The organism is Pseudanabaena sp. BC1403 (assembly GCF_002914585.1).
In the GTDB taxonomy this organism is placed as follows: domain Bacteria; phylum Cyanobacteriota; class Cyanobacteriia; order Pseudanabaenales; family Pseudanabaenaceae; genus Pseudanabaena.
Genome location: NZ_PDDM01000025.1, coordinates 1 through 24,748 on the forward strand (window position 1 = coordinate 1; position 24,748 = coordinate 24,748).

The following is a 24,748-nucleotide window of genomic DNA, read 5'->3' on the forward strand; positions in this document are numbered from 1 at the left end:
TCTGATATTGCTGTTTCATTTGTTACGGTTTCATCTCCTGATTAATATCTAATTTACCTTCCCCTACCCTTTTTATGCAACAACGCCATGTAAATGCATAACAGAGACAATTATGATCGCATCTTGTGCGATCGCATAAACAATTCCATATTATCTAGTCTTGTATCTATTCCAGAAAGAACGAAAGTATTAATCATTCCCATTCCTTTAAATAGAGAGACAGAAAATAATCTAGAAGTGAATTGGGAATATTTTACCCTGCAAAATCTAAATCAATGCTCAGTCAAATCCTCAAGACATCCTTCTAGAATTTGCTGCCTTCTCACCTCAGTATTACGTTTTCAGAGAATATCAATCAATATTTTACGCACAGTCTTTTCTAACATTGAAGTTACACAGAACGTAGATGATGAGACTGTTGCTGCTAGCATAGCAGGGCGACCACTGGAGGATTACCTCTTGGATCAACCTGAATGGTTCATGTTTTGTAGAGACTGCACTTAGTGCCAGTCCTAAACCTCAGCTATCGCAGGAATTCTATCTGCGTATTGAAAGTTATTAATTAACTGTTAGCTTTGTCTCTGTACGTTAAAATGGACTAAGAGTAGTGATTATTGTATGAACTTTTTTTCGCTGAGCACAAAATTTTTCAACAATAAATCTAAAAATAAGTTTCAGGATAAATTCAACCTGAAATACTTATTCATATTTTTACTGTTTTCAACTCTTGGGTATTTAGGAAATTATTTCCGACTACCTTTGTTTTCTGGTGTTGATTTTTTGTTCGGCAGCATTTTTGTACTGAGCGCCGCCTATTTTTATGGGATCACAATGGGGGTGATAGTCTCTACGATCGCTAGTACATGTACTTATTTTCTATGGGGACATCCCTATGCTGCATTTCTATTAGTTTTAGAAAGCCTCTGGGTGGCGATTGGGATACGTTATCAAGAAAAACAAGGGCGATCGCGCAACATAGTCGTGCTTGCGCTCTCCTACTGGCTATGTTTGGGTGCACCCTTGTGTTTTATATTTTATTTTTTTCTTCTAAAATTTGGATTTAACTCGGCTATTCTAGTTGTTCTCAAGCAAGTAATTAATGGCGTATTTAACGCATTAATTGCGAGCCTTTGTATTAATTATCTGCCACTAAGGCAATGGTTTCAGAAAAGACAAAGCGATCGCAATCAACAAACCATCCAACAAATGTTATTTCATCTGTTGTTAGCCGCTGTATTTATTCCGATTTTCACGATCGCTATTTTGACAGGAGCGCAGTCTTTCCAAAATATTAACCTTGAAATTGATAGTCAATTACGTGCAAGTACTTCTTCCCTTAGTTCAGATCTAAAATTTTGGCATCAACACAATTCAAAGATCTTGCGAGAGCTAGCCGAAATCAGTACTGATACGCAGAACCTAGAACGATTACAGTTTGCTACTACTACTCTAGGAAAAGCTACATCATCATTTCTCTCTATCTATATTACAGATGCTGAAGGAAGTATTTTGACAGCTTTTCCTAATACTTCGGATTCAACCAGAGCTAGTCTCAGTAAAGCTATTAGTAAGGAAGATATCTTTCAGCAGGTTAAATCTACTTTGAGCATTGCTTTTGGAGATATCCACATTGATGACATGACATCTAATCCACATATTGATGCTGCTGTCCCAATCTTCAAAAACAATCGTTTTAATGGCATCGTTATTGCAGCCTTAGATATCTCTCATATTAAAAATTTTTTAACTGAGAAATCAAAAACATGGAGAACTGAAGCTTTTCTACTTGATCGCCAGAATAAAATAATTTCTAGTACTTCTCCAGATTTACTAACGGGACAGCTTTTTGATTTGGCTAAGGGAGGCGAAATTCATACCATTGCAACCGATCAGCTCCAATGGTTCCCAAACACAAAAGGAATTACAGCCATGACCCGATGGCGAAATTCTTATTATTTGCAGCAAGTTACGATCAGCAATGATATTCCTTGGAGTTTAGTTATCCGTTTGTCGCCAGTGCCATACATTGATAGTCTTGAAAAACTACATACTAAAATTCTCGTGATTTTACTTGCAATTATTTTGCCAGCCACAATAGCTGCAAATTTTCTTAGTCGCAGGTTTGCAAGACATCTCGCCAAATTGATGAGATTGACCACAGATCTTCAGCAGAATCTAGCAGCGGAGAAAGATCTTACTTGGAATGATAGCAATTTGAAGGAAATCGATGCCCTCGGCTATAACTTCCAAGTCATGGCTAATGCCCTCCGAGAGAAGTTCCAAGAAATAGAAGAAGTAAATCAAAGCCTAGAGATCCGCATCCAAGAACGCACTGCCGAACTCCTTAAAAGCGAAGAAAGATGGCAGTTGGCGAGCCAAGCTGCCGATGATGGCATTTGGGATTGGAATATTGAAACAGGAGTAACATTTCGCTCAGACCGTTGGCGCACGATGTTGGGTCTGGATCCCATGATTGACAATGAACAGCCATTAGATTGGGTAGATTTGATTCATCCAGAGGATCGCGATCGCCTTTTGCAGATACAAGAAGATTATTTTGCTCATAAAATCCCTAACTATATCACCGAATATCGAATGCGCTGTCAAGACGGCAGTTATAAATGGATAGCAACTCAGGCTAAAGCTTTGTGGAATGAACAAGATAAGCCAATTCGCATGGTCGGTACAAACAAAGATATTACCGATCGCAAACTTGCGATCGCCGCTCTCGAAAAACGAGAAAGCTACCTCACTATGCTCGTCGAGATCCAGCGCCATCTACTTGCCGAAAATGTCAGCACTCAGGAATATGGCAATATTTTAGGAATACTGGGCAAAGCTTCTGATTTTTCAAGTATTAAATTATTTGTTTGTGAGCGTGATAAATTTGATGAACCCGAACTCAAACTATATTCTGCTTGGTTTGCAGAATATATAAGTCATCCTGAAGAATCAGTACAGACTAGATTCAAGCAAATGATCGTTAGTTTGCAATGGTTGTCACGTCTTGCCAATGGAGAAATCATCAATGAGTCTTTATCAACAAGTACTGAAGCCGAGAGACCGATTCTAACATCTAAGAATCTTCACTCGATTTTAATGATTCCTATTGTTGTTAGTGGAAAATTCTGGGGCTTTTTGAGTTTTCATGATTATGTAAGCGATCGCTTACGTGATTCTGTAGAGGTGAGTCTATTAAGAATTTCAGCAACCTCTTTGGCTATGCATCTAGAGCGCCAGCAAGCAAAAATGGAAATGCTAAAAGCAATGCAATCAGCCCAAACAGCTAATCGTGCTAAGAGCGAATTCCTTGCAACGATGAGTCATGAAATTCGCACGCCGATGAATGCGGTGATTGGCATGACAAGTTTACTGCTAGATACAGAACTGGATTCTGAACAAAATGAATTTGCAGAAATCATTAGGTTAAGTGGAGATAATTTACTCACAATTATTAACGACATTCTCGACTTCTCAAAAATTGAGTCAGGGAAATTAACATTAGATATTCATCCCTTCATCTTACGCCATTGTATCGAAGAGTCCCTAGATCTTTTAGCTTCTACCGCAATTACGAAAGGGATAGAGCTAGCCTACTGCATAGATATCGATGTACCTGAATGGATTGTCAGTGATATAACTCGCTTAAGACAAGTATTAGTCAATCTATTTAGCAATGCAGTCAAATTTACCTCTCAAGGAGCAGTGACATTAAGAGTATCTGTAAAAGAAATTGATCAACAGCATCAAAATTATCAATTACAATTTGCAGTTAAAGATACTGGCATTGGAATTCCCCATGATCGCTACGATCGCCTATTTAAACCATTTAGCCAAGTAGACTCCTCCACAACTCGTGAATATGGTGGCACGGGTCTGGGTCTAGCGATCGCTAATCAATTAACTATACTGATGGGCGGCGAGATGTCTGTAGAGAGCGAAGTCGGAGTTGGTTCCACTTTTACCTTTACGATATCTACAGTTGCTCATACAAATGAACCAGTGCGCGAAGAATGGGATTTGAGTCTTGTCGGTAAACGCCTATTAATTCTCGAAGACAATGACATTAGTCGTGAAAATTTAACTATATTTGCGCAAACCTTACAAATGGAAGTACTAGCAACTAACTCCAGTGAGCAAGCGATCGCATGGCTCCAGAATGAAAAACAATTTGATCTAGCAATTGTTGATGCTGGTATTCCAATTACTATTAATGCAGATAGCTCTAGTGATAAGTGTGACAATTGCGATATCAGAAAGTTAATGCGAATGAACTCAAGCTCACTGCCATTGCTTTTGCTTTCCCATTCCTTCAGTTGTGATTTCTTAAGTCCTGACCCTCTGACAACATGCCTAAGCAAGCCAATTAAGCGATCGCAGTTATATAAATCTTTACAAAAGCTTTGTAGCCATCATCCCCTAGCTAGAAGCCAAGCAAAAAACAAAGACATTTCAATATTCGATGAAAATTTTGCTAATAAATTCCCTTTAAAGATCCTTCTAGCCGAAGATAATATTGTCAATCAAAAAATTGCTACCCGTTTTCTCAATCGCTTAGGCTATCGTGTCGATGTGGTTGCCAGTGGCACAGAGGTTTTAGCATCGATATATCGCCAAAACTATGATGTAATTCTGATGGATGTATATATGCCAGAAATGGATGGATTAACCGCTACAAGAAGAATTATTGCCGAGTTTACAAATAAGCCTTGGATTATTGCAATAACTGCCAATGCCATGCAAGGCGATCGCGAGATGTGTTTAGAAGCTGGAATGCAAGATTATGTGAGTAAACCTATTCAAGTTAAGGAATTAATACAAGCTTTAGAAAAAGCACATAGCATGTTGCATTCAAACCAATAATTTTATAGCGCGGCGGAGCCGCGCTATAAAATTATTGGTTTGAGGTTGCCCAGAGAAGATAGTCTCGATCAACAGCGATCGCAGGTATGGCAATAATTTCTGGAGTTTCGTAGGGATGTAGCGATCGCAGTCTACTCGCCAGCATTTCATAATTGGTTTGCAAAGTTTTGATTAAGACCAAATGCTCGGACTCGTGACAGAGCTCGCCTTCCCACATATAGGTGGAAGTCATACTAGGCAACACTTGCACACAAGCAGCAAGTTTTTCTGCAACCAATAAATTGGCAATAATGCCCGCCTGATTAGCATCAGGTAGAGTCGTCATGATCACGATTAAAGTCGGTTCTGAGCTTGACATTATTAATCACAGATAAAAGAATGGAAGGTGCTGTCTTCCATTCTTTTATTTTTACGCAGTAGTTTCTGGAGTTTCACTTGCGGGTTCGGGAGTTGCAGCACTAACTAACGCAGCTTCTTTCTGAGCACGTTTTTTACGTTCAGCTTCCACCATATCCGCGATCATTTGACGTGCTTGCTCAATCTTATCGAGGTTAGAACGATATAGATCTATATCTTTGAGCAAGCGATCGCTACCAAATTTAAGCGTTTCACCTACTAACTTGATCAATTCTTCACGCTTAGCGCTATCGGCGATATCGTCAGGATTACTGATCTCTAGCAATGCGTACAGTCCTACGCCAAGCAAACGACTGTATTTAAAGTTTTCTTTGTTAGCGATCGTGTGTAATTGCCCAGACAAAGGTTCAATATTTATGCCAGAGTCTAAATTCGTCAAGAGGGTTTTAATCTCATTGGTTGATCGCGTCGCTAGGTCGCTCAGAGTTGTGGCATCTTGGCGAATGCGATCAGAGTCAAATTGCAGAGCTGAACATAATGCATGAAATACCGCAAAGCGATCAGTTTCGGGCTTGTACCCCACTGTAAAGCGATCAAAAGTTGTCACAAAACCTAATGCGAAAATTGCATCATAAACAAACGTTTGATTTACTTTCAACAGATGGATTTCCACCAAAAGCTCATCCACAACCCGTCTATAGACTTGATTGACTGGCTTGGGGAAGGCTAAATAAAAATCTTTTTTAGTATCAGAAACAGTACGAACGGTATTCACAGTCAACAAAACCTAAAGACAAGATAGTTAGAAATTATCATCGCACAGTTAGCCCTAGCATCAGTCTATCTCTGTAGATAAATTTGATGAAAAAAAGTGAGTGGCGGCGCAAAGCACTAACAATTCTCATTATGAGAATTAGGTTTTTAAAAGCCTGCCGCCACTCGTTTTTTGGGATTTTATGTATAAAATTAGGAGCAGCGAGAATCGTTTTCCCTGCAACAATTAGAAAATTTAGGTAAATCTAGTCATGAATTTAGCTCGGCTAATTTCCGAAACCGCAGCAAAATCCCCCGACAAAATAGCGATCATCTTTGCTGGCAAAACTTGGACTTACCGAGATTTTGATCGCCAAGTGCAGGATTACGCAAATACCCTCGATCGCTTAGGTATCAAAAAAGGCGATCGCGTAGCAGTTCAACTGCCAAAATGCGTCGAGTTTTTGTTCTTTCACTTTGCAATTCTCTCCATCGGTGCAATCTCCTTACCACTAAATCCAGATTATCGTCCTCAAGAAATTGTCTATTTTTTAACGGATTCAAGTAGTTCACTGTTTGTGACTACTAGTGAGCATCTAAGCAAAGTGCGATCGGCGATTCAACATTTATCAGAATTAAAAATCCTACTAAAAGAAGAATTATTGCCACCGATATCAGAAGCAGTTCCTCTAAAATACTCCACGGGGGATGACGATATTGCGATGATTTGCTATACATCAGGCACAACGGGACGCTGCAAGGGCGCGGCAATTTCTCATCGTAATCTTATTACCAATATTAGAGCCTTACATAAAGCTTGGGAATGGAGCGATCGCGATATTTTGCTCCATGTCTTACCCTTATTTCATGTGCATGGATTGAATGTCGCCGCTCTGGGCTGTCTCTACGCAGGCGCAACCATGATCATGTTCGAGAAATTTGAGCCGCGCCAAGTCTGGGAAACCTTGGCATCAAAAAACTGTACCTTGTTCATGGGCGTTCCCACCATTTATCAACGATTGATCAATGAATGGGGGAAATTGGAGCCTCAGCCAGAACCAACAAAGATGCGCCTATTTATATCTGGCTCTGCACCTCTAAGCGATCAACAATTCTATCAATTTGAAAATATTACAGGGTTTCGCATCCTTGAACGTTATGGCATGACCGAAACAGGAATGAATGCCTCTAATCACATTACGCCAGAACATCGTAAAGCCAAGAGCGTTGGATTCCCCTTAGAAGGTGTAGAAATTCGCATTGTTGATCGTGATGGTAATGATGTAGCAATCACTGAAGTAGGCGAAATCTGGATACGTGGAGCAAATGTCTTTCAAGGATATTGGGGAATGCCCGAAAAAACAACAGAATCATTTACTGAAGGATGGTTTCACACAGGCGATCTCGGATTTCAAGATCCTAATGATGGCAACAGATTGTACTTAGTCGGCCGCGCTAAAGAACTTATTATCACTGGTGGATTTAATGTCTATCCCAAAGAAATCGAAAATGTAATGGAATCTCACGAGGCTGTCAAAGAATCCGCAGTAATAGGATTGCCAGACACTGATTTTGGCGAAAAAGTCGTGGCAGCGATTGCTCTTAAAGATGAGATTAGTACAACCGCCGAAGAGTTAATTGCCCATTGTAAAAGTCGTCTCGTCCCATACAAATGTCCAAAGCAAATATTTTTTGTTTCGGAACTCCCCCGCAATGCTATGGGGAAAATCCAGAAAAATATTTTAGCCCAACAAATCAACACTAGCCTACAGGGGAACAGCCCCTACGAGAACCTTTGAATTTTGGGGTTGGCGCAATCCCCCCTTGGTTGCCCTGCTTAGCCACCAGAAAGAGTTCATCATCTGCGTTCCACGTAACATCAGCCATTTAATCACCTATCGCAGGAATAGAAATTGAAAATGTAGTACCCACACTAGGGATAGAATCAACCACGATATTTCCCTGATGCTTTTCTTCGATTATTTGTCTAGCGATCGCTAAACCTAATCCTGTTCCCCGTCCAACAGCTTTTGTTGTAAATAAATGCTCAAACACTTTCTGTTTAGTCTCTTCATCCATTCCTTTGCCATTATCGGCAATGATAATCTTCACAAGATGTTCATCTAGTAATGTTGTAATGGTGATGCAGTTTGGGTTGTCTCTGATTTCCTCGAAACTGCGCCCTTGATTAGATTCTTCTAAAGCATCGATCGCATTCGCCAGAATATTCATAAATACTTGATTTAATTGTCCAGGGAAGCATTTAATTTGCGGTAAATTGCCGTAGTTAGTAACGACTTCAATTTCGGGGTGCAGCTCGCTTGCCTTTAGACGATGTTTAAGAATGAGAATGGTGCTGTCAATACCCTGATGGATATTAAACGGCACTTTATAGTCTTGATCGGCGCGGGAGAAAGTTCTTAAACTAGTACTAATATTTCTAAGGCGATCGCAAGCCATCATCATCGAATCAATCATCTTCGGTAAGTCTTCAAGACTATATTCCAAATCGATTTCGGTCTCATGTTCGAGGATTTCTTCATTCTTGTGAGGCAAACTTGTTTGATAGATCCTCAGATGCTCAACAATATCCGCGATCGACGGTTTGGCCTGCTTGAGGCTTCCTGAAATAAACCCTAGAGGATTATTCATCTCATGGGCTACGCCAGCGACTAAATTTCCCAAGGCTGACATCTTTTCACTTTGAATCATCTGTAGCTGGGTCGCCTGTAGTTCCTGTAAAGCTTGCTCAAGAGCGTCTGATTTTCGTTGCCGCTCAGCTTGAATAAGTTTTAAATCACGAATATCACGCATAATCGTCGAGAGGAACTCAACTTCCCCCTGATCATTTTTATGGGTCATCAGAACTTGAGACACAGGGATTTCCTCGCCACTACGACTACGTACACACATCTCACCTGACCATATCCCTTCACGCATCGCCACGGGAATAATGTTTGTTTGGAATGTTTCTAGCATGGCAGGAGCGATGACTTCAGAAATATGAAATTGATTTGCCTCCCCCGCAGGAACCTCTAATATCTCTTGACCAGCCTGATTCAGATAGAGACTACGACCATGTACATCCGCAATCCCCACAATGTCGGAAGTTGCTTCTAGAATAGAGATTAGCCTTGATCTCTCTTGTTCTAATTGTTTGCGATCGGTAATATCTTGCAAAGTTACTAAAATACCAATTATCGTTCCATGCATATCTCGCAAAGGAATTTTATTCACCTCTGCCCATGCTTGCTTGCCATTATCCAGTATTACAGATTCAACGATCCCCAATTCGGCAACACCCGATTCTAGAATTCGGTACTCACTTTCTCGAAACAAATCGGATTTTTCTTTTTGCCAAGGCATGTCGTAATTAGTTTTGCCAATAATATCCTGTGAGGATTTAAAGCCAACAGTTTCAACAAAAAGTCGATTGCAACCCAGATAATTTGATTGCGGATCTTTCCAAAATACCGACTGGGGAATATTATCGATGATTAATTGCAAGAAATCTTTCGACTCTTGTAATTGGATTTCGGCTTGCTTTAGTTCCGCTAAATTGGCTTGAGACTGCTGGTAAAGTCGAGCATTTTCTAGAGAGATCGCCGCTTGAGTGCAGAGAATCTCAATTACTCTTAAGCGATCGCTAGTAAATGCCCCTGTAGCGATTTGGTTCTCCAAATACAAAATAGCGATCAATTTACTCTGTTGAAAAATTGGGGTGCAAAGTAGGCTCTTGGGTTGCTGTTGCAAGATATAGGCATCCAATGCTAGGGAAGGATGAAGGGTAGCATTGTCAATAACAGCGGTTTGTAGACTACGTTTGACATTGTTAATCAAACTATGGGGAACTTCTTGACTGCTAGATAGCTCGATAGTTTGTACCTTTGCGGGTTGATCGATTGTAGACACTGCCTCCACATACCACTGCTCATCACGGAGCATCAACAATACTCCTTTATCCGCCCCTGCATTGACTAGAACTGTATTCAGTAATGTAGCCAAGAGTTTATCGAGTTGAATTTCGCTAGAAAGGGTTTGCGAAGCTTGCAAGACGCTTTCCAGATCAAGGGTAGAAGAAATACTAGTGCTGGAGGACTGACTACCGCGAGTTTGGGAAGCAGTTAGGGAAAATGGAGCAAAAACGGTTTCAGTCGGGGATAGCGATATCTGTTGTTGTAAAATTGGCGCGAGTAGTTGAGGATATTGACGTTCTAAATCCTGGACCTTGGCGATCGCTCCCCATCGAACATACCCATAGTAGGCATTAGTCAGATAATCTTGGGCAATTTTTTCTTTACCCCAGTCAAGATAGAACTGCGCCGCCAGTTCGTTCGCTAAACTTTCATCATTGAGAAATTGATTTTCTTTGGCAAGGGTAATAGCGCGATCGTAATATTCAATCGCATCTGCCTTATTCCCCAAAACTCGTTGGCGTTCTGCTTCCACTAAATACCATTTATGCAAATGATTGGTAGGACTATTTTGCGACCACTGATATAGACTATCTTGATAATTCTGTAACGATACTAGTAGTGCCTCCTTCTCTGTTTCTTGGTGGCAGAGAGCTAAGCATGTTAAGGCGGCATAGAAAGGAAAAATTGCAGCTATCGATGTGCCTGAGGCGCTTAACAAATATAGTTCGGCATTATTTTTACATTCTAAAGCCAATGTATAATTGCCAAAGTGGTAAGCTAGTAACTGCTTATAGAAATAAAGAGTGAAAAGTACGGTGCTATCGTTATCCTGTAAATGTTTGGGAAGCATCACAGTTTCGCTATAAATATCACCATCCAAACAATCCGAACAGCCATTGCCCTCCCTCAAGTTCTGCACCATCTGCCGCAAAAGATCAAGATAACCCTTGGCAGAATATTGCTTGGCTTCAGTTATAACCGAACTATAGTTTGCCAACTCTACTTCTAAATCACCTAATTCCACGCCACTAAAGAAACTGGTATAACCATAGTTGAAGATACTATAGCCCATATAATTAAAATCACCAGTTTCTCTACCTAATATATAACCTTGTTTTAGGATGGGGATGCTTTCTCTGATTGGTTCCTTGTAATGTTGAATGAAAGTGCCAAAGAGACAAAGAATCATCGAATTAAACTCTTTGGTATTAAAGCGATCTAGGATCGCGAGGGACAGTTTGCCAAAGCTATATCCCACCTCTACTTCTTCCAACAAAGCACAGGATACAAAACCATACAGAGCATACCCTACAGCCGATGCAGAGGTATTGCCATACTGGAGAGATAAATCCACCATTATAGAACTAAGGAAAGGGAGCAAATTCTGTGCTCCAACAAAAACTGGGGAAAACAACGATCTTAGTATTCGCATTGCCGCCTGAGTGGAAATGTTCGTCATCTCAGGTAGGTTAACTAGTTCTTCAATCCTTCTATGCTGAAGTTTTTCGGCAAGAGTCTGGAGAATCTGTTTATTTAAAGCATCGTTAGGTTCGCTGGGAATCAAGACCCCCAATTGATGAAGAGCATCTCGTCCCACAGCGATCGCCTCTAACATCTGTTGGGTTGCAGACAAGGCAGCAATTTGAATCTCATAAATTTTGATCTTGTCTAAATTAGTCTGCACATTCTGTAACACTAATTTTGCGATCTCTTCCATTCCCTCAAAATTGCCATTGAGATAACTAGCTTCCGCATAAGCCGTATAGAGTTTTAATGTTAGATCGTATTGACTTTGCCAACAGCCTACATCTAGCAAATCAATCCCTGATTGAAGACACATTTTTGCGACATTATAGGCAGTAGAGTTTTTGGCTTTGATCGCAGCTTTAAGATTTAGTTGAGCCAAAATCTCCCGTTCCTTTGGATGCTCGATTAAGGACTTCCCAAGATTCAGTTGCCCGACAACATCAAACAGCTTTTCTTCAAGTTCTATTTCTGATAGATTTGCTTGAAGTAATTGACCGATCTTGAGATGGGTTTGCGCCTTTTGCTCGTCAGGAATTAAGGAATAAGCTGCTTGTTGCACGCGATCGTGCAGGAAGCGATAGGTCACATTCACAGAGGTTTGAGTCTGGTCTAAAGTATCATCGCTTTGAGCAAAAAATCTATAAATATCAGAAGCAGGTAGGATTAATCCTTCTCCTAAAGCCATCCATAGGTCATTTGCAACTTCTTCTGGCGATTTTTCGGCAATAACTACCAAGTTCGCCAAATTAAACTGCGCTCCAATACAAGCTGCTAGTTTAAGAACATTTTGAGTTGGCAGCAGTAGTTTCTGTAATCTCTTCGCCATAAACTCCACCACATCATCAGTGATAGCTAGCGCTTTAATCTCTGCAATATCGGCATCCCAACATCCTGTTTCCCTTTCAAATTTAATCTGTCCATCCTCATACAATGTTCTGAGAAACTGGCTGGCAAAAAAAGGATTACCCTTTGTCTTTTGATACACTAATTCTGTTAGGGGACTGGCTAAAGACAATTCGCAATGGAGGATATCCGCAACCAATTGATTCATATCGCTCAGACTCAATGGTTGCAAATTAATGGTGTTAACGATCGCACGAGATTTCAAAATTTCATTGATGGTCATCATAAAGGGATGAGTCGATGAGACTTCATTATCTCGGTATGCACCGATGATCAATAAATACTTTGTCTCCTCCATCAGCAATGATAATAACTTCAGAGATGCTGAATCAGCCCATTGAAGGTCGTCCAAAAATATGACTAGAGGATGTTCTGCTGTGGCAAAAACCTGCACGAATTTCTGCATGAGCAGATTGAATCGATTTTGGGCAGCGATTCCTGATAGGGCGATCGCGGAGGGTTGATTCCCAATAATTTGGGTTAGTTCGGGAATCACATCGATCAAAATCTGGGCATTATCGCTCAATGCAGCTAGAATCTCGATTTCCCATATATTTAATTGTGCATCTGATTCCGACAACAATTGCTTCATTAAGTCTCGGAATGCTTGCACAAAGGCGGAGAACGGGATATTACGCTGAAACTGATCGTATTTCCCTCTGATGAAGTATCCCCGTTCTCTTGTGATCGGCTTATGGACTTCATTCACCACCGCAGTTTTCCCAATCCCAGAAAATCCCGCCACTAGCGTCATTTCGGTACTGCCTTGAGCGGCTCTTTCAAAGGATTGCAGGAGCGTTTCTATTTCAGTGTCTCTGCCATATAACTTTTCAGGAATAATAAAGCGATCGCTCAAATCCCGCGTTCCTAGCTCAAAGCTCTCAACTTGGGCATTAGCTTGCCATTGAGCTAAACAGATCTCCAGATCGTGCTTAAGCCCTGAAGCACTCTGATAGCGATCTTCGGCATTTTTTGCCATTAACTTGCTGATAATTCCTGATAACGCCAAGGGAACATGGGTGGCGATCTGATGAACTGGAATAGGTACTCTGGCTAAATGACAATGGACTAATTCCATCGGATCGGTGGACTTAAAAGGCAAACTTCCTGATAGCAGCTCATAGAAGGTGATTCCTAACGAGTAGAAGTCGCTCCGATAGTCAATACCCCGATTCATTCTACCAGTCTGCTCTGGAGAGAGATAGGCAAGAGTCCCCTCTAGAGAGTTAGCATTTTGCAGCTCTTTTATCTCCCTTGGCAATATTGACGCAATGCTAAAATCAATTAGCTTAATTTGTTTAGTCGCAGGATTGATTAGAATATTACTTGGCTTGATATCTTTATGAATTATTCGCTCCTGACATAAGATATCCAAGGTATTGCAAAGAGCGATCGCAATCTCCAAGAACTCTTGTAAAGAGAGAGCATTTTTCTGCTGTAACGTCCATTTCTGAAGGGAGATCCCCCCAAAATCCTCCATCACCAATGCATAGCTATTTTGGTAAGGTTCTAAACCATAAGTTTTAATGATACCTGGGGCATTAAAATTTTTGGCAATTATAAATTGGTTGCGAAATTGTACTAGTTCGCTGAAGGTCGGATATTCACTTTTAAGAAGCTTAATGACTACAGGTAACTGATCATAAGTACGAATAGCTAGATAGACTAAAGTACGGCTTCCTGAATAAACCGTTTCAACAATTTTATAGTCAAGAATCTGAGCTGGGGTCGCAAGATCTCTTTTTTTTTCAAAATTACTGGTATTCATTTAATATTCATTTTTGATTAAAAATTTAAAGGGCGATTTTCTGGCTCAATTTTTGATGTTACTTAAAGATAAGCCCCCGCATTTCCTAGCTCAACTAATCATTATTAAGTTGAAATAACTTAGTACAAATTAGCTTTATTTTAAGTGCTCTAATCTACAGATTGAAGCAAGTTACATTAGGAAAAACAAAATTAATTATAAACTTAGACCCCAAATTACACTAATTATCCTACATCATCAGGTAGCTCCATTGTAAGGATAGATGGGGCTTTGCATCGACTATCCTTACTTTTTTTAGGTTGCTGGATAGCCTTTAAAGCACAAAGCCTCGTATGGGGCATCCGTTAACCTATCTACTTTTTGGTTCGGCTATCTTGCCAAGCATTGCCAATTCCTTGCACCACACCACGACCAATTAAGCCAATACCTCGACCGATCACATTAGTTAATACATAAACAAATCCACTACCAATAAAAGCGATCGCAGATTTTAGGCGTGGAGCGATCGCATCTTGTAGTTCCAGCGCCAAAGTCAAAGCAAGCTGCACTCCTTCTAGGTTTTGTAGCTCCTGATTACGGGGAGTATAGATACTGACTCTTTTGATACCGCGATCGGCAAATGTCAACAGCATATGGCGACTTTCAAAGATTAATTGTGGGTCAGTAATATACTTTTCTAAGCGATATTTCCAAGACAAATCATTGCGAAATCGTTCTATTTCACGGGTAGCAAGTAGATTGTAGCGATAGAAATTTTGTTTAATTTCTTCCACATTTGCAAAATTATTTAAAAGTGGTTGAATCGCGGCATTAGCAATTTGAATAATCAAATTATCCAAAATCAATTCTAATCGTTGCATCGCTTCAGTTGTACCTATAGCAGCAGTAGAATTATCAACTATTAATTCTGTCTCGAATAATAAATGTGATAGAAAATTATCAAATTGCGGGATTTTATCTAAAAATTCTATCTGGATGATCTCTATATCATCAAGCAAAACATCAACAACGTTAACTTCGGCATCAACATTAGCCATATTCTCAAGAGCATAATACTTACCAAAGAAGTTGATCACAGTTTCCTGCCAAATACTTTTTAAAATATCAGTTGTTTTTAACTCTAACTGCGACGGACTAATTTGAGAAAACCGCAAATCAGTAATACTCTGTTCAACTTGACGCAAAGCAATATAAAGAAGTTGGCGTTTTTTTTCATCTTTTAAAACATCAATTTCCAAAGGCATTTTGCTGGAATTTAATAAGCTAGATTGCAGTTTGTTAACTGCCTTATCCCATAGACTCGCTTGAACTGCTAAAGCATTATTACTTGATTTCTGCTCAGACTGATTTTGTGATGCATCAGCTAAGCGATCGCTTATTTCCACATTAGGTTTAGAAATCCCCTCAAAAATATTAGAATCATTATTTGCGAAAGTATTAATTGGCAATGCTTTTTGTCCCCATAAGCGATTAACTAGCCAACGTGCGGCTTGCAATTCCCGCGCCTGTCCCGCTAAAACCATTTTGGTAATCTGATCGCTAAGCTGATCGTTATTAGTTTTAGCTAAATTTGCTTTTACCTCTGCCAATACTCGATCAATTCCTCGCATTCCCGACAAATAGAAATTGCGCCGTACAATCGCTACAACATTCTGCTCAGGTAAGTTTTTCATTAAGCGATCGGCTGCATCGAATTGATTGGTTTGATCAATATCGAGTCTAATGCGATCGCCCAAATATCTATTTCCTGAAGCAACTTGGCGAATAGCGGTAATTAATTCGTCAGGATTAGCTCCCTTCAAGCAGTATCCCTCAACACCAACATGCCAAGCTGTCTGCACAAATTCAGGAGATTGTGTAGAACTCAACAGCAAAATTGGCAATTTAGGATATTCAGATTTTAAGCGCTGGCATAGTTCTAAACCCGATTGATGACTGCTTTCTCCTAACTCCAAATTTTTTGAACCTAAATTCAGATCAAGGATTACTAAATCAAGATCTAATTCTCCTTGTAAAATCGCTAAAGCTTCGGAAACCGTCTCCGCTTCTGCAACCACTTCCAAATCTAAAAATTGAGCCAACCATGATCGCATCCCCATCCGAAAAATGCGATCGGCATCTATTAAAAGTAATTTATATAGCTCGTCACTCATTGGGAAATTGGACAGACGATTTTGCTCAATATATCTTAAAGTTCTACGGTTAAACTAATATTCAAATAAATGGCAAAAATATTGTCAGAATTTCGCCATCGTAGGCGGCGCTGGTGGCATGCATTCTCACGGTAAGCTTGCCGCCAAGAGCTTTTAGCAAAGTCTTCGTAGTTGGCAAACTCAAACTTAAGGTTCCTGTCTCAGGTTGGAGCATTAGCCATTGTCCTACCGCCTTAAGTAATGGTAAATCACCACCACCTTGTTGCGTTACCTGCGATTGAAACTGTAATTTTAGATATTCGCCAGCACTGGTTAGGATTAGCTGAATATGACTATCTGGCGGAAAACTACGAACTAAGCGATCGACTAGCCCATTCAGAACCTGAGAGAGAAGTAGATTATTGCTCAAAATTGCAGGAATCTCGGTCGGCAAAATCATTTCCAAGGAAATCTGTCGTCTTCCTGCATGTTCCTGCCAACGCATAAATCCATCACTCAAAATCTCTTCGATTTGTGTCGCTTCCAATATGATTGGGTAGCTATCGAGTTGTGCCGCCTCAAAAATCAAATTAAATCTTTCAATCTGTTCTGTACATTCAGCATCAACTCTATCTAATCGCGTTTTTACCTCCGCCGATATATCTTTGCGCCGTTTTAGCGATCGCACCAGCATCCGAATCGTCGTGAGAGGAGTACGCACCTCATGGGTAATAGCTTTGATGATATCGACTTCTTGAATTTCGGGAATCGGCAACTCCTGATGAATCGAAGATTGCGCCATCAAAATTGCACAAAATCTTGCCATGATTTGATAGGGTGGCAAGGTGAGTGGAAACTGTTGTAGCTTAGCTTGCAATAAAGCCTGTTGTTCTGTACGACGAATTCGCGGTAAAAGTACTGCGATCGCAGCTTGAATGGCAATGGGATGCAGCGACCAGATACAGCTATGATTTTTAGAGGAAGATAATACTAAGACACTGAAATTCTCGGTGGCTAAAATACAAAACCATTCTTGATTTAGAGCATCGGATTTGGGGATCGATACAACTTGTGTGTTGCCAATCGGTAACGAAGCAGTGGGAAACAGTGAAGATTTACTGCTAGTAAATACCCAATTTTGTAATTCAGGTTGGCGATAGGCTACATTTGGGAAAATATACGGATGATGAGTTAGCAACAGACCTTTAAACTGACTCTGAATCGAAAATTGCTGGAGAACAGCGATCGCGCGGTACCAGAATTCTTTTGCATCAGTTTGGTGCAACTCTTCGACAAACTCATGGGTTTGTTGGTCATGATGCAGAGCCTCATATATTGTTGCCAATCCTGTTGCCAATGTTTCGTCGTCCTCAAGCTATTTTATGCTTACGCTTCTAGGAAAATTCACTATTGAATTTTCAAGCTGTTTATGCCAACTTGAAAATTCAAAACCCAAATTATTCTTGGTTTGTGGTTTTCACATTGGCGGTCACAATGTGAAAACCTTGATAAGTGCCGTTTCCTAAAAATAAAATTAACGACCTTGGGCAAGAGCAGCTTCTGCGCGGTCAAACTCTTGTAATAGGCGATCGCGAACTTTAGCTGGGATTGCACGCTTGATTGAGCCATTGTAATATCCTGCCAATGTATTCAACGCCGTCAACATTGTTGTATAGGAATACAAACCACTTTTTTCGTGATCGGCGCGATAACGCGATACATAGGCATTGATTTTATATCTTGCCGATTTTTTTACCACAGCACGGTTTTCAGCATCGTCAGCCAGATTGACTGCTTCGCGCATAGTATTGATCGTATCGGTTGTATCGGCGATGTAATTACCTGTCAGACCTGCATTGACAAGCGTTTGTATTTCTTTAGTTGATAAAGAATCACCCTTTTTTTCAAACAATGCGGCATTTGCCGTTGGGGTAAACCCACCTAATAACATTAGAGCCGCTAATGCAAAAGCGATCACGGATCGACAGAAGCCTTGTAAAGCAACATTTAAACCTTTTAGAGACTTAGATAAAGACTCGTATTTTGCCTTCATATTTATAAAAATACATATTTGTTTTCACTCTAATCTTATGGCTTTTCGGACAAACTCCCCCAGTATCAAAAGGAGGGGATCATAATGTTATGATTTCCTGACATTATGATCCCCCATCAAATTTGCTTCTATGATCTCCACAACAATTACAGGCATTTGGTTTTGGCTGAGTGTTTGTACTGCAACAACTAGATAAACTGGTCTAAACCAATAGAAGATAACCCTTCCAGCCATTGACCTTCTCAGAAAATTTGGCAGAATGTATTTAGCTACATGCAGAATCCTCAGTTCCAAGCAACTGAGATAGACACTATTAAAAGCAGTTGGAGGTTAATTGTATGGCGAGGGAACGTCCTCCCCTAGAAGAAATGACCTTGCGTCAGCTTCGCAAAGTAGCAGCAGAGCTAGAGATTTCTCGTTACAGTCGGATGCGCAAATCTCAGTTACTAGCTGATATCCAAACTATTCTTACAGCTCAAGGTGCAGCCTCAAACCAAGTAGATCGTAGTAACTCGGAGACACAAGAAATCGTGGAAGCATCAAAGTTTAATGTCGGTAGTGAAGAAACAGAAGAAAACCTAGAATCGCTTGCTGCCATTGATCAAAGTATCGGTGATTTGCCAAGTGGTTACGGTGAAAGCCGAATCGTCCTATTACCTCGTGATCCCCAATGGGCTTATGTATATTGGGATGTTCCTAATTCTCAAAAAGAAGAGTTGAGAAAGCAAGGTGGACAGCAGTTGGCACTTCGTTTGTATGATGCCACCGATGTTAATTTGGATTACCAAACTCCTAATAACTTACAGGAATATAATAGCGATGAACTCGCTCGTGAATGGTATTTGCCGATCCCAATTAGCGATCGCGATTATGTAGCTGAACTTGGCTATCGTTGTGCTGATGGTCGTTGGTTAGTCCTAACCCGCTCTAAAGTAGTTCACGTTCCTCCTGTATTCCCTTCGGAATGGGTAGAAGATAACTTTATTACCGTTCCTTGGGATCAAACTCTTAAGGGTCAAACCTTCTTCACGCTGGTTCCTCCAGCCAAGAAAGTTGCACCTGCGCCTGAAGAATCAACGACAACTAGCGATGGTTCCTACGACGAAATCTTCAATATTGCCCGTGAAGCAGAAGTCCAAAGAATCTCTGGCTCTCTCTATGGCTCTATGCAGCATGAAGCTATGGCTCCTCAGTCTCTTAGCTCCTACGTCTTCCCCTCTGGTGCAGGTTTATTTGCGGGTGCAGCAGGTGCAGTCAGTGCAAGCGGTATTAACTACTCTGGCATTGGCATGTCTAGCTACAGCTTCTTCTCTAGCGAAGCACCTATTCGTCCTCGCCAGTTCTGGTTGGTTGCTGACGCTGAGTTGATTGTCTATGGGGCAACTGAGCCTGATGCTTCAGTTACAATTGGCGGTCGTCCTATCAAGCTCAATGCTGATGGTACATTCCGTTTCCATACTTCTTTCCAAGATGGCATTCAAGACTATCCCATCTTTGCAGTTGCTGCGGATGGAGAACAAAATCGGGCTATTCACATGAAGTTCGAGCGTCAAACTCTTGAGCGACGCACTAACACCAAAGAAGAAGCAATTCCCGAATGGATTAGCTAAGTTTCTAATTTAAAAACAAAACCCAAAAGAGAGTTGCAGCGATACGCGCCGCAGCTCTCTTTTGGGTTTTATATTGAATTGTGCGTAAGTTTAGCCCCTAACTAATCCGAGCCATGATTGCCAATTAAGTTAATACCAAAGCACGAAATGGCTTAGCCATTTCGTGCTTTCAAAAAAACCAGCGATTCTCATTATGAAACCAATTTTGGTGTTTTTAGCGCCGAAGGCGCTAGAAACACCAAAATTGGTTGTTTGAAAGCCCGCCAACGACGGGCTTTCAAACAACCAATTTTTATAATGAGAACTGCTGCAAAAAACCTTACTGGGTTTGATTTCCAAATCACAAAAGTGCAGTCACCCTTTGGTGAATTGGTATAATATCGTCATAGAAAATTTTGGTAGTCTGATTTAAAGGAATCTATGGAGCCTAAAGCCCTACAAACTGTAGCTAAAGATGAATATAAGGACAATTTAATTGATCGCATGTTTATCTGGCTATTTTCTCTCAAGATGTCACAGGCTCTGGGCAAGGGGACTGAAATCAGTGGATATGATGGCTTTGTCGAGTTGTCGAAACAAATTATGCAGGGACGTAATGCTAAAGAGCAGCAAGCAATTGTGGCAAAAGTACTGCATTCTTTAGTGCCATCACCAGCACTATGGGCAATTCGGACATTTTCCTCGCCTACAAGACTGGTATGCGTTCTTAATGCGTGGTTTGCAGCCAAACTGTTTGAGTGGTTAGTCGGGCCTTGTGAGGTCGAGGAAGCTGAGATAATTTTGGAAGATGGAACGGCGCGATCGCAACCTTCAGCAGTACAGATTAAAAAATGTCGTTATTTGGTAGATAGTGGCTGCGTGGGCATGTGTGTCAATATGTGTAAAGTTCCTACTCAAGAATTTTTTACTGAGAAATTTGGGATTCCGCTCACCATGACCCCCAACTTTGAAGATCTCAGTTGCAAAATGATTTTTGGTCAAATCCCCCTCGATCCAGCAAATGATCCAGACCATAAACAACCATGTTTAAAGCAACAATGTCCGACTGCAAGTTTTGCTGCTGCTGCTTGCCCTAAGCTAAATTAACGGAGTATTTTCTGCGTATTTCGATAAAATTCAATTTAAGCGAATTGTTGGAGAAGTCTAGAGCTTGTTAATGGTCGATCGCGATGAGATTTTGGCAGATGCAGTAAAATTAATTGAGCAGGAATCAGTTAGCCTATATCTTTTCTAAGATAGCAAAGATAAATCTTATTTAATATTCTGAAGTTTATTGAGTTATTTATGTCAACACAAATACTTGCTTTAGAAAAGATTGATCAACTATTTACAATTGATTCTCTTTGTGAATATTTGGAAAGTCATAAATCAATTAAATTGATAGTCAAGTGCGAGATGTTTGATTCAGCTAACTCAAATCTAAGCATAGCAGATGATTATTTGTTTTCTCTGTTTCTTGGAGAAAGTATTTATCCATTTTGTAGCTCGATATCTTGTCTAGTTAATTTAAGAAGTATTGATTTTGATTTATCTGTAGAAAATCCTTGTGAGTTAGGAATAATTCTTCTAAGATTTTCTGAAGTGTGTTACTCAGAAGGGAAGGATGATTGCAATGAAACAATACTTGATAGTTTTCAAGAATTAAAAATAAATTTTCAAAATAAATTGTTTGAGTCAAACAAACCAAGATTAATTTTTCATGAGTTAGCTGATAGTTATATGGCTAATTTAGTAGCTGGGGAATCTGATTTAGACTATGACGAAGATTCAGCCAAATCTCATTATAGTTTACATCCTGAAGAAGAATTTGGCTTTTGGCATTCATTTCTTAGTCCTTATCTTAATTATGACTTATACTCTTCTCCTTGGGCATGGATTATTCCTTATCATGCTAACAAAAGTGAAGAACCACATAATATAGAAACTCTACTTTTATCATATGGAGGGATGAGTGAAAATTTTATCATGGAAGAAGCAGATAACTTAGTATTTAACAGTCTTCCTTCAATAGTATTGAGCCAGTCAGTAATGATGCAATTTCCTAGAATAGGGTTTAATATTGCTCAAAAGTGTGCATATTCAATTTTTAAAAAAGATATTGATTCAGATAGTTATTCAAACTTCAATCCAAAAGTCAATCATTTCAGAGATGCTAAAACATATCAAATTTTACTTTCAGAAGATGGTAGTTTGATGACAATTAGAGATAATTTTGCTCAATATATATTTTTCGTTGATCATTACGACTACTCTGTTGATCATTACGACTACTCTTCTGACGCGGAAATTTCACTCAAAAATCTTGATGTTTCTGTAGAGCAAGACTATCAAAATGCTTTTGACATAATTGCAGATAAACTGAGTTATTTAGCAGGAAATCATATTGATATATCCTGTCCGTGGAATAAATTAGATGATGAACTGTTTGAACAACTTTGCTATGACTTGATTGCTTATTCTTCTAATTTTGATTTAGATACTCGACAAAAAATGGGTAAATCTCGTTCGCGTGATGGGGGAAGAGATATTGAAGTTTATACTCGAAGCCGATTAAACAAACCAAAATCTAAATGGATTGTCCAATGCAAACTACTTCAAAGATCTGCAACTTTGGCAGGATCAAAGGTGCAAGTATCTGATGTCATCGATCAATATGGTGCTGAAGGATTCTGGATTATGACAAATGGCGTTATTGATGCGACCTTGCATGACAAACTTGATGCAATATCAAGAAACCGAAAAATAGGTATAGAAAAATGGGATTATCTAAAAATTGAACGTATATTAGCAAAGCCCAAATATCAAAATATTCGCAAGCGTTATTTTGGTGTCTGAAGACTTCACTTTATGTAATTTTAGTAAAAGTTATATCTATTAGAAAATAATGAAAATCAAACAATTAAGAATGCAATCATTTCGAGGCATCAATGATCTAACTATAGATTTTGATCCACAGCTTAATATTGTAATTGGTAATAATGGCTCAGGTAAATCTAGCATTCTTGATTGCTTGGGCGCTTTCCTCAGACATATTTGTGATCTTGTAAATGCATTGTATGTAAATTCAAACAACATAACTGATTTTAGGAATCCAAGACCTAAAAATATTTTTTTAGATGATGATATTAGTGCTAATAATGAAAAAGCTAATGTTCAGCTAGAAACTACTCTTAAGTCTTTAGATTTTCAATTTTTCATACAAAAAAATAGAGGAGATCAATCTAAAGTATCAGCAAACATATTAGACAATAATCCATCTGATCTTTTACAAAGCTTCATTCATTCTACTAGCATACCTGTTCTAATTTATTACTCAGTGAAACGTGATATTTTATTTGAAGAATGTCTAGATTATGAATCAGAAAAGAGCGATACTCTTCTTGATGCTTATATTCGTGCATTTACAGGTGGGCAAGTTGTTTTTAAAGAATTTTTTGAATGGTTTAAGTTACTTGAAGAATTAGAAAATGAGCTGATTAGAGATGACCCAAATTATCGAGATAAACAATTAGAATCTGTACGCCAAGCAATTTATACTTTTCTGCCAGAATTTAAAGATCTCAGAATTCGTCGTCGTCCTGAACTACGCATGACTGTTACCAAAAATAGTGCTGAACTTACGATCAATCAATTGTCTGATGGCGAAAAAAACTTGTTAGCGATGGTTGGTGATTTGGCGAGAAGATTGGCGATCGCTAATCCTGAGATGAAAAAACCTGAACAGGGTAGCGGTGTAGTCTTAATTGACGAGATCGAGCTACATCTGCATCCTAAATGGCAGCGTATGGTTATACCTGCATTACTACGAACTTTCCCCAACTGTCAATTTATAATTACAACCCACTCACCACAAGTGCTAGGCGAAGTCAAAGATGGAAAAATCTATCGACTTGCTAATACAGAATCTGGCGTTACAGCAGAAATAGTCCGAACCTATGGCAGAGATAGCAATCGCATTCTCGAAGATGAAATGGGAGTTCCTAAACGGAATCAAAAAATTAAAGATGATTTATTAAATCTATTCAGACTAATTGATGATGGTAATTTAACTCAAGCAAAAGAGCTACAAATATCCCTAAAAGAGGAAATAGGCTTTGATGAGCCAGAATTTGCGAGGGCAGATGTGTTAATTCATCGGAAAGAAGTTTTAGGAAGATGAGATATATCAAAAAGGGGCATGAACCACCAAGTTTTACTGACTGGAAATCTCAAGAAAATGATGATTGGAAACCAACCTACAGTGATTTGCGCGGTCAAATTAAATCTGATGTCCATGACGCTTTACTGAAAGAACAAGGTTATACCTGCTGTTATTGCGGAATGAAAATTGACAGTGACATCAGCCATATTGAACATCTGCAACCACAAAATGAAAAAGAGTCAGAACAACCAAAAAATCTCGCTTTAGCAATAGATTTCTCAAATCTTTTAGCATCATGTGGTTTCTCAGAGAAATATAAAATATCCGATCCTGAGCAAAAATATGAAACTGTTCTGCACTGCCTACAGCATTGTGGCTGCAAAAGAGGAAATAATCCGCTTTCAGTCTCACCATTGCAAGCAGATTGCGCTGATTTTTTTCGATATACAGGTTCTGGAGAAATACGCCCTGTCGAAGATTCTGATAAACAGCAAGCCGCATTAGAAACTATCCAAACGCTAAATCTCAAGCATGAAAATTTAACGGCTATGAGAGAAGCTGCAATTATTGGTGCTTTACAAGGATTAGAAGAATTAACGACAGCAGATTTAGAAATGCTGATTAAATCCTATGAACAGCCAAATCAACAAGCTTTTAGCTTTGTGATCGCCTATATTCTTCGGCAATTTCTAGAGCCAAACTGAATATATAGTCGCAGAAATTT

Annotated in this window: 14 protein-coding genes; 8 read left to right on the forward strand and 6 right to left on the reverse strand. The window is 39.5% G+C overall.

Features of this window, described 5'->3' with window-relative positions:
• The first annotated feature begins 93 nt into the window (after positions 1–93).
• Entirely contained in the window at positions 94–504 is a 411-nt protein-coding gene (locus CQ839_RS24865) for a hypothetical protein (protein ID WP_146048773.1), read from the forward strand.
• Positions 505–831: 327 nt separating this feature from the next.
• On the forward strand, positions 832–4,863 hold the full coding sequence (locus CQ839_RS19195) for a response regulator (RefSeq protein WP_181016256.1): 4,032 nt from the start codon (positions 832–834) through the stop codon (positions 4,861–4,863).
• A 31-nt stretch (positions 4,864–4,894) separates the two neighbouring features.
• Here CQ839_RS19195 and cutA read toward each other — a convergent pair whose 3' ends face one another.
• Both cutA and psb29 read right to left on the reverse strand, forming a co-directional pair.
• On the reverse strand, positions 4,895–5,221 hold the full coding sequence (cutA, locus tag CQ839_RS19200) for a divalent-cation tolerance protein CutA (RefSeq protein WP_103669914.1): 327 nt from the start codon (positions 5,219–5,221) through the stop codon (positions 4,895–4,897).
• Between the two features lie 51 nt (positions 5,222–5,272).
• Positions 5,273–5,995, reverse strand: coding sequence for a photosystem II biogenesis protein Psp29 (psb29, locus tag CQ839_RS19205; protein ID WP_103669915.1), 723 nt, complete (start codon positions 5,993–5,995; stop codon positions 5,273–5,275).
• 250 nt (positions 5,996–6,245) lie between these two features.
• On the opposite strand from psb29, the gene CQ839_RS19210 reads away from it, so the two are divergent.
• Positions 6,246–7,772 carry an AMP-binding protein gene (locus tag CQ839_RS19210; RefSeq protein ID WP_103669916.1) on the forward strand — a complete coding sequence of 509 codons (1,527 nt, stop codon included), beginning with the start codon at positions 6,246–6,248 and terminating at the stop codon, positions 7,770–7,772.
• Positions 7,773–7,860: 88 nt separating this feature from the next.
• Here the strand turns inward: CQ839_RS19210 and CQ839_RS19215 are convergent, their stop codons facing one another.
• The 4 genes from CQ839_RS19215 to CQ839_RS19230 form a co-directional block, all read right to left on the reverse strand.
• Positions 7,861–14,088, reverse strand: a complete 6,228-nt coding sequence (locus CQ839_RS19215; protein ID WP_103669917.1) for an AAA family ATPase — start codon at positions 14,086–14,088, stop codon at positions 7,861–7,863.
• Positions 14,089–14,441: 353 nt separating this feature from the next.
• Positions 14,442–16,241 carry a DUF3685 domain-containing protein gene (locus CQ839_RS19220; RefSeq protein WP_103669918.1) on the reverse strand — a complete coding sequence of 600 codons (1,800 nt, stop codon included), beginning with the start codon at positions 16,239–16,241 and terminating at the stop codon, positions 14,442–14,444.
• A gap of 61 nt (positions 16,242–16,302) precedes the next feature.
• A complete protein-coding gene (locus CQ839_RS19225; RefSeq protein ID WP_258040797.1) occupies positions 16,303–17,565 on the reverse strand; it encodes a sensor histidine kinase KdpD in 1,263 nt (420 codons plus the stop codon).
• 189 nt (positions 17,566–17,754) lie between these two features.
• Entirely contained in the window at positions 17,755–18,273 is a 519-nt protein-coding gene (locus CQ839_RS19230) for a photosystem II protein Psb27 (RefSeq protein ID WP_103669920.1), read from the reverse strand.
• 338 nt (positions 18,274–18,611) lie between these two features.
• On the opposite strand from CQ839_RS19230, the gene CQ839_RS19235 reads away from it, so the two are divergent.
• The 5 genes from CQ839_RS19235 (at position 18,612) to CQ839_RS19255 (ending at position 24,728) form a co-directional block, all read left to right on the forward strand.
• Positions 18,612–19,883, forward strand: coding sequence for a DUF4912 domain-containing protein (locus CQ839_RS19235; RefSeq protein WP_103669921.1), 1,272 nt, complete (start codon positions 18,612–18,614; stop codon positions 19,881–19,883).
• A 420-nt stretch (positions 19,884–20,303) separates the two neighbouring features.
• Positions 20,304–20,969: a DUF4033 domain-containing protein gene (locus CQ839_RS19240; protein ID WP_103669922.1), complete on the forward strand. Its 666-nt coding sequence runs from the start codon at positions 20,304–20,306 to the stop codon at positions 20,967–20,969.
• A gap of 198 nt (positions 20,970–21,167) precedes the next feature.
• The gene (locus CQ839_RS19245) at positions 21,168–22,718 is read left to right on the forward strand and encodes a hypothetical protein (protein WP_103669923.1); all 1,551 of its coding nucleotides are present in this window, start codon (positions 21,168–21,170) and stop codon (positions 22,716–22,718) included.
• Between the two features lie 49 nt (positions 22,719–22,767).
• Complete coding sequence (locus CQ839_RS19250) at positions 22,768–24,042, forward strand: AAA family ATPase (RefSeq protein WP_103669924.1); 1,275 nt, start codon at positions 22,768–22,770, stop codon at positions 24,040–24,042.
• Positions 24,039–24,728 carry a retron system putative HNH endonuclease gene (locus tag CQ839_RS19255; protein ID WP_103669925.1) on the forward strand — a complete coding sequence of 230 codons (690 nt, stop codon included), beginning with the start codon at positions 24,039–24,041 and terminating at the stop codon, positions 24,726–24,728. Before CQ839_RS19250 ends, CQ839_RS19255 begins: the two co-directional genes overlap by 4 nt.
• Positions 24,729–24,748 lie beyond the last annotated feature (20 nt).